Below are 14,042 nucleotides of genomic sequence, written 5' to 3'. Positions count from 1 at the left end.
AACTCCCCGGGGATGTTCACTCCTTCGGGTGGCGGGACCGATGATGCGGGACCGCTGCCCACCGGCACTGGGAGGGTCGGGAGCCGTACCGGGGGGACGGCCGAATTTGACGAGTTGACGGATCGTCACCCGGGCCAATGGGTACACGAGTCAGGAATGCGAGCACCGGTGCAGAAGACGCGGCCTCGGCGCGCAGACAAGCAGGCAGCCTCGAAGGCCTCCGCGGCCTCCCCGAACCAGCAGGGGACGGCGCAGGCCCCGGCCGTCGGCACCGGGCGGAAGGCTCACGTACGCAACCGGCTCATCGTCGCCGTGGCCGTCGTGGCCGCCGCCATAGCGGGTGCCGGGGCACCGTCCGTCCTCGCCGCGTCGGAGCAACTGCACGAGACCCAGAGTCTGGTCACCCTCGCCGGGCAGACCCAGGAGACGCTCACCCTCGCGCACGCGCTGGCCGACGAACGCGACGAGGTCACCGCGTTCATCGCCGCCGGGCGGCCCGCGTCGGCCGAGCCCAGCAAGCAGCGCAGCGACCGCGTCGACACCCAGGTCGCGGAGCTCCGCGCCGACACCGGCGGCTCCGCAGCGCTGCGGGAGACGGTCGAGAGCGCCGAGTCCATCGCCGGCGTGCGCCAGGCGGCGCTCACCGGCAGGAGCAGCGCGCTCGAGGCGCACACGGCGTACACCGCGGTCGTGACCGAACTCCACGCCCTCGCCGAGGAACTGGCCGAGAGGCTGCCGCCCCGCGCCGGCGGCGGCGCCCATGCGCTCGCCGAACTCGACACCGCCGTCCAGCAGGCCGCCGCCGCCCGTGGACTGCTCGTCGCCGCGCTCAGCGTCCCGAAGACCACCGAGACGGTCATCGACCCCACCACCGGGCTGCCCACCACCACGACCGGTGTTTCCGTCGCCGACGAGAAGCAGCGCGACGCCCTCACCGCCGCCGCCCAGCAGGCCCGCGTCCGCTCCGACGCGGCCCTCGCCCAGTTCCGCGAGACCGCGCCCGCCGCCGGCCGCTCCTCGTACGACTCCACCGTCACCGGCCCCGAGGCCGCCGCCGCCGACACGTACCTGGCCGACCTCACCGACCAGCCCACGCTCTCCGGCGGCGAGGCCCGCACCAGCGCCAAGAAGGTCGACGCGGCGCTCTCCGCCCGGGTGGACCTGATGCGCGGCGCCGAGTCCTCCCTGTACGACCGGCGCACCAAGGACCTCGCGCAGCTGCGCGACGAGGACGTCACCGCGCTGGAGATCCGCGTCGCCGTCCTCGGCGCCCTGATGCTCCTCGCCGTCGGCGTGGCCACCGGCATGGCCCGCTCCCTCACCCGCCCGCTCGCGGTGCTGCGCATCGGCTCCGCCCGGGTCGCCAAGGACCCGGCGAACGAGGAACCCGTCAAGTTCACGGGACGCAACGACGAGTTCGCCCAGGTCGTACGCTCCGTCAACGCGCTCCACGCGCACACCCTCGCCCTGCACGAGCGGCTCGCGCCCCTGGAGGGCGACCGCAAGCACCTCATCGGCCAGCGCCAGACGATGGCCGACGACCGTGACCGGCTGCGCGCCGAACTCGCCGACGCCACGGCCCACCTGACGAAGGTCCAGCACAGCGTGCACGCGACCTTCGTCAACCTCGCGCTGCGCTCCCTCGGTCTCGTCGAACGGCAGCTCGCCGTCATCGAGTCGCTGGAGGAGCGCGAGCAGGACCCCGACCGGCTCGCCACGCTGTTCAAGCTCGACCACTTCGCGACCGTCATGCGCCGCCACAGCGAGAACCTCCTCGTCCTCGCCGGTCACGAGCACGTCCAACACCACGCCGGCCCCGTCCCGCTCGTCGACGTCGTCCGCGCCGCGGTCAGCGAGATCGAGCGCTACGACCGCGTCCGCATCGCCGCACTGCCGCCGGGCGCGCACGTCGCCGGGTTCGCCGCCGACGACCTCAGTCACCTCCTCGCCGAACTCCTGGAGAACGGCACGTCGTTCTCGCCGCCGGAGATGACCGTCGAGATCTCGGGCCGGCCCACGGAGGACGGCGAGGTCACCCTCTCCGTCCAGGACGGCGGCATCGGCGTCGCCCCCGACCGGCTCGCCCGGCTCAACTCCCGCCTCGGCGACTTCGACCCCGACGCGCCCTACGAGCAGGAGGACGGCCAGGGCCTCGGTCTCGGCCTGTACGTCGTCGCCCGCCTCGCCCACCGGCTCGGCACCCCCGTACGGCTCCAGCCGCACGGCTCGGGCGGCACCGTCGCGGTCGTCGTCCTGCCCAAGGCCCTGCTGGCCCCCACGCCCGCCGTGCCCGTGGGAACCCCGGCCTCGCTCACCCCCTCGCTCTCCCTGCCGGGTGCCGACGCCGAGGCCAACGCGAACGTCCTGCCCGGCCGTTCCGTCGCCGTACGCCAGCCCGAGGGTGACGGTGACCCGCTGATCGAGGCGGCCGAGCGGGCCCTGCTGGCGAGGGAGGCCGTGGGGACGGCCGCCGAAGCCGCCGAGACCACCGGGAACGTCGTACCGGAAGACGACGAACCCGGGGCCGGCCCCCTGACCGGGGCCGAGTCCGTGTCCGAGACGACGATGGAGCTCTTCGCTCCGGTGGCCCCGGGGAAGGGCGCCGACGAGGAGAGCGACGACCACATCGCCGCCGACGGCACCGACGCCGACGATCCGTACACGATCGAACCCGACACCCACGAACGCGCCGCCGACGAAGGAAGCACGGCGCGCACGGCGGAGGTGTCCCGGGCCGGGATGGAGGGACCGGGGAACGAGGAGCCCCCGCGCCTCACCGACAAGGGTCTGCCCAAGCGCACGCCCAGGATCACCGCGCCCACGCCCACGGCACCCCCGCCGCGCGCGGGGGGTGTGAACGCCGACGAGCTGCGCCGTCGGCTCGGCGGGTTCCACCAGGGAGCCAAGGAGGGGCGCCGCGACGTCGAGGCGGAGATCGCCGAGCAGTCGGGTGAGACGCGGATGCCCGCGGCACGTGAGTACCGGACAGAGGCAGTTGACACCACGGGGGGCACTTCCGAGGAGGAAAGCAGTTGACCGCGCCCATGACCTTCGGACTGAGCAGTGAAGCCCGCAACCTGCACTGGCTCCTGACCAACCTCGTCGAGGAGGTGCCGGGACTGCTGTCGGTCGCGGTGGTCTCCTCCGACGGCCTGCTGTTGCTCTCCTCCGACCCCGGCAGAAACGCCGAGGCCCGCCAGATGCCGCCGGAGCGGACCCAAGGCCCCCGGGGCTCCGCCGCCGACCTGGCCACCATCGTCTCCGGCATCGGCAGCCTCACCATCGGTGCCGCCAAGCTGATGGAGTCCGGCGGGGTCAAGCAGACGATGGTCGCGATGGACGCCGGCAGCCTCTTCGTGATGTCGATCAGCGACGGCTCGCTGCTCGGCGTGCACGGCGCCCCCGACTGCGACATGAGCGTGGTGGCGTACCACATGGCGCTCTTCGTGGGCCGCGCCGGCCACGTCCTCACCCCGGAACTCCGCAGTGAACTCCGCAAGTCCCTGGAGGCCGAGGCGGCCGGGAGCCCTCGGTGAGCGCCGGCCAGAGCCAGGGACCGGGACACGGGCCGGGCCAGCGGAAGAACAGGGCGCGTGCCCACGACCCCGGCAAGCCGAGGCGGCCGGGTCCGCCGAAGGGCGCGAGGAAGCAGTCCGTGAAGCTCCCCGTGCGGGGCGGCGACCGCAAACCCGCCCGCGTACGCCCCTACTCGCTCACCGGCGGCCGTACCCGCTTCGGCCACGTCCTGCTCGTGGAGACGTTCGTCGCCGTTCTCGAAGCTCCGGCGGAGCGACGGGAGTTGGCCGGCGGACCCGCCCACCTGCCGGGCGGCGGGGGCGGTTCGCCCCCCTCCAAGGTGATGCCCGAGATGCGGGCCATCGTCGAACTCTGCCGCCGTATGCGGACGGTGGCGGAGATCTCCGCGCTGCTGAAGATGCCGCTCGGTGTGGTCCGCGTCCTCCTCAGCGATCTCGCGGACCAGGGAAAGATCCGTGTGTACGGAACAGGTCACGGCCCGGGACAGCCGGACCGCGCTCTGCTGGAAAGGGTGCTGAGTGGACTCCGCCGTCTCTGACGCCGCCTCGGCCGGCGTCACTCCCGACGCCCCGGCCGGCGTCACCCCGGGCGTCGACGACGACGCCCCCCGCGTCGAGGTCGACGCCGACGCTCCTCGCGTCGACCCCGCCGCCGTGCGCGCCCGGCTCGGCGCACCCGGCGTCGACGTGGACGCGCCCCCGCCCGGGGGCTACGCCCGCGCCGCGTCCCGCGGTCTCGACCGCCTCGCCGACACCGCGGCGACCGGGCCCGGGGCGGAGCCCGAGGAGGAACTGAAACCCTGGCAGTCCGACCTCAGCCGGGCCCCCATCGCCACGAAGATCGTGGTGGCGGGCGGCTTCGGCGTCGGTAAGACCACCTTCGTCGGCGCGGTCTCCGAGATCACCCCGCTGCGCACCGAGGCGCTGATGACCGAGGCCAGCGCCGGCACGGACGACCTCTCCGCCACACCGGACAAGCTCACCACCACCGTGGCCATGGACTACGGCCGCATCACCCTCGACGACGACCTCGTCCTCTACCTGTTCGGCACGCCCGGCCAGGAGCGGTTCTGGTTCATGTGGGACGACATGGTGCGCGGCGCGATCGGCGCCGTCGTCCTCGCCGACACCCGCCGCCTCGGCGACTGCTTCCCCGCGCTCGACTACTTCGAGAGCAGCGGACTGCCGTACGTCGTCGCGGTCAACGTCTTCGACGGCAGTGTGCGCTACGAACCCGAGGACGTCCGGGAGGCGTTGACCGTACCCGCGCACGTACCTGTCATGATCATGGACGCACGCAAGCGGGCCTCCGCGATGGAGACGCTGCTGGCGCTGTGCGGGCACGCGATATCCCTCAGCCCCGAGTAGTCCCTCCCGCGGGGAGGCACACGGGACGCCACGGACGAACCAGGAGACCTGTCCGGATGCGGAAGATTCTCGTCGTCGGAGCAGGCCAGTCCGGGCTGCACCTGGCCCTCGGACTCCAGTCGCACGGGTACGAGGTCACCCTGATGTCCAATCGGACCCCCGACGAGATACGCGCCGGCCGGATCATGTCCACCCAGTGCATGTTCGACTCGGCACTGCGCCACGAGCGCGACCTCGACCTGAACTTCTGGGAGTCCCAGGCCCCGAGGATCGAGGGCGTCGGCGTCTCCGTCGCCGACGCGGACGGCGAGCGCGCCGTCGACTGGGTCGGCCGGCTGCGCGGGTACGCGCAGGCCGTCGACCAGCGGGTCAAGATGGCCGGCTGGCTGGAGACGTTCGCCCGGCGCGGCGGCCAGCTGGTCGTCCACGGCGCCGCCGTCTCCGACCTCGACTGGTTCTCCCGCGTCTACGACCTCGTGCTCGTCACCGCGGGCAAGGGCGAACTGGTGCGGCTGTTCGCCCGTGACGCCGCCCGCTCGCCCCACACCGAGCCGCAGCGCGCGCTCGCCGCCGTGTACGTGCACGGCCTGGGCCCCCGCCCCGAGCACCCGCAGTTCGACGCGGCCCGCTGCAACCTGGTGCCCGGCCTCGGCGAACTCATCGTCCAACCGGTCCTCACCACCTCCGGCCGGGCCGACGCCCTGTTCTGGCTGGGCCTGCCCGGCGGCCCGCTCGACGTCTTCGACGGCGTCGGCGGCCCCGAGGAGCAGCTCGCCCTGACCCTCGACCTCATGAAGCGGTACGTCCCCTGGGAGTACGCGCGCGCCGCCGGGGCCGAGGTGACCGACGCGGGAGCGGCGCTGACCGGCCGTTACACCCCCGTCGTCCGGCACCCGGTGGCACGGCTCCCCGGCGGTGTCCCGGTGCTGGGCGCCGGGGACGTCGTCGTGGCCAACGACCCGCTGACCGGGCAGGGCGCGAACTCGGCGACCAAGTGCGCGGCCGTCTATCTCGCGGCGATCCTCGACCACGGGGACGGGGAGTTCGACGAGGCGTGGATGCGGCGGACGTTCGAGCGCTTCTGGCAGCTCGCGGGGCCCGTCACCAAGTGGACCAACACGATGCTGGCTCCGCCGGCCGAGCACGTGCTGGAGCTGGTGGGCGCGGCCGAGGGGCTGCCGGTGGTGGCGGATCGTTTTGCCAACGGGTTCGACGATCCGGCGGATTTCGAGGGGTACTTCTACGACGCGGAGAAGACCCGGGCGTATCTCTCCGAGGTCTCCGGGGGGTAGCGGTTCCCCGCGCGCCCGGCCTAGGGCCCTTCTGACCGATCTTCGCGGCGTCGCCACGCCCGGCACGCCCTCTCGCCGCACCGGGGGAAAGCCCACGTACGTCCAGTACGAGGTCTTCCGCCCGGCACGCCGAGAGCACGCACCGAACGCCGCTCCTTCTCCCACGGAGATCCGTCAGAAGGGCCCTAGAGGGACGGGAGCTTCGGTGCGTCGGGGCCGGGCGCCGTCTCCGCCTTCCTGAGACCGGCCAGCTGGGCCGGGGTGAGGGAGGCGAGGAGTTCCTCGATCTCGTCCAGGCGGTCGGACGCGGTGTCGCGTTCCCTGGTGTGCCGTTCGGCGAGGGTGAGCTGACGGTCGAGGGCCACGCGGGCCCTGCGGGCGAGGGCAGCGGTGTCCTGTTCGCCGCCGGTCAGCCGCTCGACGGTCTCGGCGCGCTCCCGGGCGACCTGCCCGATCACATGACCCTGCTCCAGGGCCCGTTGCGGGTCGCCGGTCATCAGCAGCCGTAGGTACGGGGAGAGCGCGGTGCTGCTGTTCTGGTACTGCTGCCGGGCCAGCCGGCCGGCCGCGCCCCGGCTGTCGTGCAGGGCCAGGCGGGCCCTCGCGAGCCGCCGGTCGAGGCCCGCCACCACCGCCCGCTGCCTCGTCAGCTCGCGGTCGGTGGCGGTGTACTCCTCGGCGGCCTTCTCGGTCTCCCGGTACAGGCGCCGCAGATCGGTGAGGAGATCGGCGACCGGGCGCTCGCCGGGCGGTTCCGGCGCCGCCGCGACCGGAGCGGGGGCGCCGGTGAGGAGGGCGCCGGCCGTGAACGCCGTCACCGTCGCCGTACCGACCAGGCGCAGCAGCCTTCCTGACATGACATCACCTCCCGTGCACGGGTGGGCCGTCCACCTCGCACCGGCAGGATGGGAGGAGCCGCGGCAGGGCGCGCGCCGGGTGGACCGTTCGCCGCCCGGGTGTCACTCGTCGGTGGGGTCCGGGCGCACGGGCGGCGTGGCGGACGAACGCGCCGGGGAGCCCGGCCGGGACCAGGGCCACCTCGGGCGGCGGGAGGGATCGGCGTCGGGGGCGTACTCGTACTTCCACAGCTGGTGCATGAAGCCGCCCCGGCCGGCGTCGACCCGGCGGTACACGAGCACGGTCGGCGGGCCGCCGGCCGTGCCCGGGACCGGGACCCGGTACGTCTTCGGGGGGTGCCCGGTGATGCCGAGCAGCACGGGCAGGACGCGCCCGTCGAGGGGGCCGCCCACGAAGGGGGTGTCTTGGCTTTTCACCGGACCAGTGTCACAGCAGGTGGCTCGCGTCGCCGACGACGGGGAGGATGCGGCGGGCCAGCGAGCCGACGGCGCCCGCGGAGGTCTCGACCGTCAGGGCGTGCCGTACGGCGGCGGCGGTCTGGGGGTCGCGGCCGGCGGTCGCGGTGAGGCAGGCGACGAACTGCTCGACGAGCCAGTCACGGAGCTCGCCGACGTCCGGCTGTTTGCCCTCGTCGAGCCAGATGAGGGAGGCGGCCTCCACGGAGGTGATCCACATCCTGACGGTCATCCGCAGCCGCAGGCCCGGTTCGGCCACCTCCAGATGGCGCAGGATGTGGTCGGCGGCGGCGCGCCGGACCCCGTCCACGATGGCCGTGGCCCGGGAGGTCTCCACGACACTGCCGCCCTGGAGGAGAGCGCTGAAACCGGTGGCGTGCTCGTCCACGAAGGTCAGATAGCGGTCGAGGGCGCGGGCCAGGCGGCTGGTGAGGGGGCCCTCGGCGGGCTCGTCGAAGCAGTGCTCCAGCTCCTCGGCGGCCGAGCGCAGGGCCGCCTCGTAGAGCTGCTGCTTGCCGCCGGGGAAGTAGCGGTAGACGAGGGGGCGCGAGACGCCGGCCGCCTCCGCCACGTCGTCGAGGGAGACGTCCTCCGGCGCGTGGTGCGCGAACAGCTCCAGCGCGGCGTCCAGCAGCTGGCTGCGCCGCTCTTCCACGCTGAGCCGACGGTACGCGCGGGTGGGGGCCTCGGACGTCATACCTCGCAGGGTAGTCGGGGGTGCGGGGTGGGCCGTGCGGTTCGCGTCAGGGGGCGGGGGTGCCCGTCTCGTCGGCGGGTGCGGGTGGGTGGGGCTTCTCGCGCAGTTCCCCGCGCCCCTGAAAAGCAGGGGCTACGCCCCCTGCTTTTCAGCTCTGCGGGCCCGTGTTTCAGGCCCGCAGGCCCGTGCTATCAGGCCCGCGGGGCCGTATTCAGGCTGGCAGGGCCTGGGCTTTCAGGGGCGCGGGGAACTGCGCGACCAGCCCCCACGCACCCGCACCCGACAACGCACCCCCCGGCCGCCCACACGTACCGCACCCTCCGGCCGGCCACACGTACCGCACCCGCTCCGGAAACGGCTACGCCAGCAACCCCGAGGACCGCCACATCCGCCGCCCCACCCCCCGCAGAACCCCGATGTCGTCCAGGAAGTCGGTCAACCGCTTCGCCCCGGTCTGCATGACGTCCCGCCGATGCGCACTCGCCCGCACCTGCGCGAGCGCCGCCCGCCGGTCGAGGCCGACGTTCGTGTAGACCTCGGGGTTGATGAACGCCACCGCGAAGACGCGGGCGAACTCCCCGGAGGTGACCCGCGTGAAGCTCCGGGACAGCCGCGGAGCGGTCACCATCTGGCGCCGCAGCTCCTCGCGGGCATAGCGCACGTGCCGGGCCTCCTCGACGACATGGATCCGGGTGACGCCCCGGACGAGCGGCTGGACGCGCTCGTCCGGGAAGGTCAGCCGCTGCATCCAGTCGAGGATCTCCTCACCGAGGAGGGTGGAGGTGAAGGACCCGGGGGTCGTCGAGATCGTCTTGAACAGGCGCCCCAGGTTGTGGTGCAGCCGGCTCACCGGGTAGTACGGGGTGTCCCCCTTGCTGATCAGCCGGGCGAACATCTTCGAGTGCCGGCACTCGTCCTCGATCTCCGTCAGCGCGTAGCGGACGTGCGCGCTCGTCGCGGCCTTGTCGTAGATGTGCCGGACGAGCAGCTGCATGAGGATGATCTCGAACCAGATACCGAGGGAGGCCAGCGCCGCCGCCTCGTGCTGGGACAGGGCGATCCGCTGCTCCTCCGACATCCTCCGCCACATCGGCGTCCCGTACAGGGACACCAGCTCAGGCGGCCAGAACCACTTCCCCTCCTCGAAGGGGGCGTCCCAGTCCAGTTCCTTGTCCGGGTCGAAGGAGTGCTTCGCGGAGGACACGAGCAGCCGCTCGGCCACCTGTTCCCGGTCCTTGAGGAGTCCGAGCGCGTCGCGCAGCACCTCCGCCTCCGACACCGGGCTGGTCGTGTTCAGCGAGGGCACCGTGGTCATGGCTGTCGCAGCTCCTCGTAGGGAAGTCCGTACCGTTACCGGCGGTCATCGCTTATGAGACTACTTGTCAGCAAGGCCGTCAATCCTTTGCGCGCCACTTGTCGACGACCGGCGGACCGAACGGCCGGGTCCCCGCCGGGACGGCACGTGCAGTAGCGTGCTGGCGTGTCCATGCCTCCACCGCAACACCAGCCGCAGCCCCAGCCGTACGGTCAGCAGCCCCAGCAGCCCGGCCCGTACGGCCAGCCGTACCCGCCGCAGTCGCACCCGCAGTCGCAGCCTCAGCAGCCGTACGGTCAGCAGCCGTACGGCCAGCCGTACCCGCCGCAGCAGCCCGGTCCGCCGCACCCCGGGGGATGGCAGCCCCCGCCGCCGCAAAAGAGCCGCGTGGGTCTGGTCCTCGGGATCGTCGGCGGGGTCGTCGCGCTCATGGTGGTCGTCGCGGTGGGGCTGTGGGTCGTCGGTACGCAGAGCACGAGCGGGTTCCCCGAGGCCGAGTACAAGCTGGCGCTGCCCAAGACCGTGCTGGACGACGAGTACAAGCTGGCCCAGGACCTCTCCGACTCCTCGGGGCAGCAGGTGGCCGAGGAGGCGGAGGGCGCCTGGGACGCCCGGGACGTCAAGGCCGCCGTCGGGCAGTACACCGCGGCGGACGGGGCCCAGGGCGCCCTGATCGTCTCGGGCATGTACGGCCGGTTCAAGAACACCGACGCCGCCCGCGACAACATGCTGAAGGGCGCGGCCGAGGTCGACTCGATCACGGTCGTCGTGCAGCCCGAGGACTTCACCCCGGGCGACTCCGGCCTCACCATCAGCTGCCAGGTGGTCACCCAGAAGCAGTCCGGCAGCGAGATCACGTACCCGATGTGCGCCTGGGCCGACGGCAACACCGGGGCCTCCGTCGCGGAACTCGGCGCGGCGAGCGTCGGACAGGACCCTTCGAAGGTGGACGTCGAGGCCTTCGCGGAGCGGACCCTCAAGGTCCGCTCCGAGATCCGGCAGCCGATCGGCTGACGGGAGCAGATCGGCTGAGGGCGGCGGATCAGCCGACGGCGGCGTCCGGCAGGAGCGGCGCCGCCGGACCGGCCGGGAACGAGGTGCGCAGGGTGAAGGCGTACGGCGTGGGGCCGTGGGCGCGCTGGTGGAGGAGCCGTTCCTCCGCCTCGGCCACGGTGGGGCGGTGACCGGCCGGTACCCACCACAGGGTGGCCATCGCCTCGGCCACCTGCTCGAAGAACTCCCGCCTGCGGGACAGCAGCTCCCGGTGCTGCCCCTGGTACATGAAGGCGGTCAGGGTGTCGGTGTCCCGCCACACCGACATGTTGATGATCAGCCACTCGTCGCCGAGGACGGGCACGTCCGTGGCGTTGCCGGAGTCGCTCTGCAGACGCCAGACGAAGCCGGCGGAGGAGTCGGCGACCGCGTTCACGGGATCGAGCCCGTCCACGAAGTCTTTCAACAGCGGTGAGTCCAGAGGGGCCTTGAGGCGGGCGATGTTGACCTGGGCGAGTTCGTACGGGGCGGTCGTCATGGGCGCACGATAGGCCGGAGCGGTCCGGCCATCACACCCTTTATCTCGGCTGGTGGCCCCGCGGAGGGGGCGCTGCCGTCAGCCGGAGCCCCCGAGCACCGCCCGCATCACCTCCCGCGCGATCGGTGCCGCGTCCCCGCCCCCGCTGATCTCCCCCCGCACGGCCTCCGCGTCCTCCACCACCACCGCCACGGCCACCTCGGGTTCGAGCGCGTCGTCGGACTGGGCCCAGCCGATGAACCAGGCGAAGGGGGTGCCGGAGTTGCCGATGCCGTGCTGGGCGGTGCCGGTCTTGCCGCCGACGGTGGCGTGGGGCAGGGCCGCGTTGGCGCCGGTGCCGTCCTCGACGACGCCCCGCATGAGGTCGCGCAACTGCCGTGCGGTGCCCGGGTCCATGGCGCGCCGGAGCGTGCGCGGGCCCGGGCCGGCGACCGTGCGCCCGTCCGCCGTGGTGGTGCGCTCGACGAGGTACGGCGACGGTACCGAGCCCCCGTTGGCGACGGCCGCCGTGACGAGAGCCATCTGCAGAGGAGTGGCCCGGGTGTCGTACTGCCCGATGGAGGACAGGGCGAGCTGGGCCCGGTCCATCTCGGTGTCGAAGTTGCTGGGCGCGACCCGGAACGGGATGCGCAGCCCCGCGTTGTCGAAACCGAAGGCGCGTGCCGTGTCCGTCATGGAGCCGAGGCCGACGTCCACGCCCAGCTTCGCGAAGACCGTGTTGCAGGACCACTCGAAGGCGTAGCGCAGGGAGGCGTTCTCGCAGCCCTCGACCTCGTTGGAGAGGGACGTCGTGGTGCCCGGCAGGGTGTACGGGGCGGGGGAGCGGGTGCGGGCGTCGACGTCCGTGACCACCCCGGTGTCCAGCGCGGCGGCGGCCGTCACCACCTTGAACGTCGAACCGGGCGGATAGGTCTGCCGTACCGCCCGGTTGAGCATCGGTCTGCTCGCGTCCCCGTTGAGCCGTGTCCACGCCGCGGTCACCCCGGGGCCGTTGCCGGAGAGCACTCCGGGGTCGTACGAGGGGCGCGAGACCAGGGCCAGGACGCGCCCGGTGGCCGGTTCGAGCGCGGCGACCGCGCCCCGGCGTGCGCCGAGCCCGAGATACGCCGCCCGCTGCGCCGCGTCCCGCAGGGTGGTGACGACCTCGCCGCCGGCGTTCTGGTCGCGGGTGATGTCGTTCCACAGGGGGAGGAAGGAGAGCAGCGGGTCGCTGCCGTCGAGGAGGGAGTCCTCCGCGTCCTCCAGGAAGGTCGTGCCGTACACCTGCGAGGCGAAGCCCGTGACCGGCGCGTACAACGGGCCGTCCCTGTACGTCCGTTCGAAGCGGAGCTGCTCGCCCGTGTCCTTCGAGCCGGTGACCGGGCGCCCCTCGACCACGATGTCCCCGCGCGGCTGGCTCCACCGGGCGATCACCGGGCGGCGGTTGGCGGGGCTGTCGTCGTAGGCCCGGGACTGGAAGACCTGGACGCGGGTGGCGTTGACGAGGAGCGCGACCAGCAGCAGGGCGCAGAGGGCGGCGGCGCGGCGGATGTAGGTGGTCATGCGCTCCGGACCTCCGGGCCGGTGCTCGTGCTCGGGGGGACGGGCCCGGTGTCGGCCTGCCTCCTGGCCGAGTCGCTCATGCGGATCAGCAGGGCCACGATGATCCAGTTGGTGACGACGGAGGAGCCGCCCTGGGCGAGGAAGGGCATCGGCATGCCGGTGAGGGGGATCAGGCCGGTGACACCACCCGCGATCACGAAGACCTGCAGCGCGATGATCGAGGCGAGACCGGTGGCCAGGAGACGCCCGAACGGGTCGCGCAGGGCGAGGCCGGTGCGGAAGCCGCGCTCCACCAGCAGGGCGTAGAGCAGGAAGATCGCGGCGAGACCGGCGAGGCCCAGCTCCTCGCCCGCCGTGGCCAGGATGAAGTCGGACTTGGCGGCGAAGCCGATCAGGACGGAGTGACCGAGGCCGAGGCCGGTGCCGAGCAGCCCGCCGGCGGCGAACGAGAAGAGGGACTGGGCCAGTTGGCCCGGACCCTGGCCCGCCTCGATGGACGCGAAGGGGTTCAGCCAGTCCTCGACCCGGCTGTGGACGTGCGGTTCGAGCCAGCCGACGGCCACCGCGCCGACGCACGCCAGCAGCAGCCCCACGGCGATCCAGCCGGTGCGGCCCGTGGCCACGTACAGCATGATCACGAACAGGCCGAAGAACAGCAGTGAGGTGCCCAGGTCCCGTTCCAGGACCAGCACGCCGACGCTCAGCAGCCAGATGGTGACGATCGGGCCGAGGACCCGCCCGGTGGGCAGCTGGAGGCGCTTGAACCGCCAGATCTGACGCCCGGCGTACGCCAGCGCGTTGCGGTTCGCCGCGAGATAGCCGGCGAAGAACAGCGCGAGCAGCACCTTCGCGAACTCGCCCGGCTGGAGGGAGAACCCGGCGATCCGCACCCAGATCCGGGCCCCGTTGACCGGCGGGAACAGGATCGGCAGCGCCAGCAGGACGAGCGCGGCCACCACCGAGACGTACGCGTACCGCGCCAGTACCCGGTGGTCGCGCAGCAGGACCACGACCATGATGAACAGCGCCATCCCGAGCGTCGACCAGTTCAGCTGCGCGGGCGCCGCCTGGTCGGCCGGGGTCTCCAGGTCGAGCCGGTGGATCAGCACCAGGCCCAGGCCGTTGAGGAGTACCGCGATCGGCAGCAGCAGCGGATCGGCGTACGGCGCCCGCAGTCGCACCACCAGATGGGTCAGCAGCGCGAGCACGCCGAGCCCGGCGCCGTAGTCGGTGGCGCCGGGCGGGACGGTGCCGTTCTTCGCCAGACCGACGGCGCAGTAGCCGGACACGGAGAGCAGGACGGCCACGACGGTGAGGGTGAACTCGACGCCTCGGCGCCGGAGCAGGCGTACGGCGGGCGGGGAGGGGTCCGAGGGACCCGCCGCCAGGGTCGTTCCGGCCTTGGTGGTCATGCCCGGAACTTACCCAAATGGGCTGCCTTGCGTGTC

General features: G+C 72.8%; 14 protein-coding genes. 6 read left to right on the top strand and 8 right to left on the bottom strand.

The window, feature by feature from the left end:
* Positions 1-168: 168 nt before the first annotated feature.
* From ACFU5F_RS01945 to ACFU5F_RS01925, 5 genes are all read left to right on the top strand, one after another.
* Positions 169-3,036, top strand: a complete 2,868-nt coding sequence (locus tag ACFU5F_RS01945; RefSeq protein ID WP_383880546.1) for a nitrate- and nitrite sensing domain-containing protein — start codon at positions 169-171, stop codon at positions 3,034-3,036.
* On the top strand, positions 3,033-3,536 hold the full coding sequence (locus ACFU5F_RS01940; protein WP_383880543.1) for a roadblock/LC7 domain-containing protein: 504 nt from the start codon (positions 3,033-3,035) through the stop codon (positions 3,534-3,536). The genes ACFU5F_RS01945 and ACFU5F_RS01940 overlap by 4 nt, the downstream gene beginning before the upstream one ends.
* Positions 3,533-4,075, top strand: a complete 543-nt coding sequence (locus tag ACFU5F_RS01935; RefSeq protein ID WP_383880540.1) for a DUF742 domain-containing protein — start codon at positions 3,533-3,535, stop codon at positions 4,073-4,075. Before ACFU5F_RS01940 ends, ACFU5F_RS01935 begins: the two co-directional genes overlap by 4 nt.
* A 253-nt stretch (positions 4,076-4,328) precedes the next feature.
* Positions 4,329-4,904, top strand: a complete 576-nt coding sequence (locus ACFU5F_RS01930) for an ATP/GTP-binding protein (protein WP_383881023.1) — start codon at positions 4,329-4,331, stop codon at positions 4,902-4,904.
* Positions 4,905-4,960: 56 nt separating this feature from the next.
* Positions 4,961-6,196, top strand: coding sequence for a styrene monooxygenase/indole monooxygenase family protein (locus ACFU5F_RS01925; RefSeq protein ID WP_383880538.1), 1,236 nt, complete (start codon positions 4,961-4,963; stop codon positions 6,194-6,196).
* Between the two features lie 185 nt (positions 6,197-6,381).
* On the opposite strand, the gene ACFU5F_RS01920 is transcribed toward ACFU5F_RS01925, so the two are convergent.
* The 5 genes from ACFU5F_RS01920 to ACFU5F_RS01900 form a co-directional block, all read right to left on the bottom strand.
* Positions 6,382-7,053 (bottom strand): hypothetical protein, encoded by a 672-nt coding sequence (locus tag ACFU5F_RS01920; RefSeq protein ID WP_383880535.1) that lies wholly within the window; start codon positions 7,051-7,053, stop codon positions 6,382-6,384.
* Between the two features lie 102 nt (positions 7,054-7,155).
* A complete protein-coding gene (locus tag ACFU5F_RS01915) occupies positions 7,156-7,470 on the bottom strand; it encodes a hypothetical protein (protein ID WP_383880532.1) in 315 nt (104 codons plus the stop codon).
* 10 nt (positions 7,471-7,480) lie between these two features.
* Positions 7,481-8,206 carry a TetR/AcrR family transcriptional regulator gene (locus ACFU5F_RS01910; protein WP_383880529.1) on the bottom strand — a complete coding sequence of 242 codons (726 nt, stop codon included), beginning with the start codon at positions 8,204-8,206 and terminating at the stop codon, positions 7,481-7,483.
* 358 nt (positions 8,207-8,564) lie between these two features.
* Positions 8,565-9,521 (bottom strand): diiron oxygenase, encoded by a 957-nt coding sequence (locus tag ACFU5F_RS01905; protein ID WP_383880527.1) that lies wholly within the window; start codon positions 9,519-9,521, stop codon positions 8,565-8,567.
* Positions 9,522-9,581: 60 nt separating this feature from the next.
* Positions 9,582-9,869, bottom strand: a complete 288-nt coding sequence (locus ACFU5F_RS01900; RefSeq protein WP_383880524.1) for a hypothetical protein — start codon at positions 9,867-9,869, stop codon at positions 9,582-9,584.
* A gap of 39 nt (positions 9,870-9,908) precedes the next feature.
* Here ACFU5F_RS01900 and ACFU5F_RS01895 point away from each other — a divergent pair, with 39 nt between their 5' ends.
* Positions 9,909-10,535, top strand: a complete 627-nt coding sequence (locus ACFU5F_RS01895) for a hypothetical protein (protein ID WP_383880521.1) — start codon at positions 9,909-9,911, stop codon at positions 10,533-10,535.
* A gap of 28 nt (positions 10,536-10,563) precedes the next feature.
* On the opposite strand, the gene ACFU5F_RS01890 is transcribed toward ACFU5F_RS01895, so the two are convergent.
* The 3 genes from ACFU5F_RS01890 to ACFU5F_RS01880 all read right to left on the bottom strand — a co-directional run bounded on the left by ACFU5F_RS01890 (position 10,564) and on the right by ACFU5F_RS01880 (position 14,006).
* A complete protein-coding gene (locus tag ACFU5F_RS01890; RefSeq protein ID WP_383880519.1) occupies positions 10,564-11,052 on the bottom strand; it encodes a DUF3291 domain-containing protein in 489 nt (162 codons plus the stop codon).
* Positions 11,053-11,130: 78 nt separating this feature from the next.
* The gene (locus ACFU5F_RS01885; protein ID WP_383880517.1) at positions 11,131-12,594 is read right to left on the bottom strand and encodes a penicillin-binding transpeptidase domain-containing protein; all 1,464 of its coding nucleotides are present in this window, start codon (positions 12,592-12,594) and stop codon (positions 11,131-11,133) included.
* Entirely contained in the window at positions 12,591-14,006 is a 1,416-nt protein-coding gene (locus tag ACFU5F_RS01880) for an FtsW/RodA/SpoVE family cell cycle protein (RefSeq protein ID WP_383880514.1), read from the bottom strand. The genes ACFU5F_RS01885 and ACFU5F_RS01880 overlap by 4 nt, the downstream gene beginning before the upstream one ends.
* Between the last annotated feature and the right edge of the window lie 36 nt (positions 14,007-14,042).

Origin of the sequence: Streptomyces sp. NPDC057438, from assembly GCF_042802995.1 — a bacterium.
In the GTDB taxonomy this organism is placed as follows: domain Bacteria; phylum Actinomycetota; class Actinomycetes; order Streptomycetales; family Streptomycetaceae; genus Streptomyces.
Note: the sequence above shows the minus strand (reverse complement) of the source record. Positions and strands in the feature narration are given on the sequence as shown.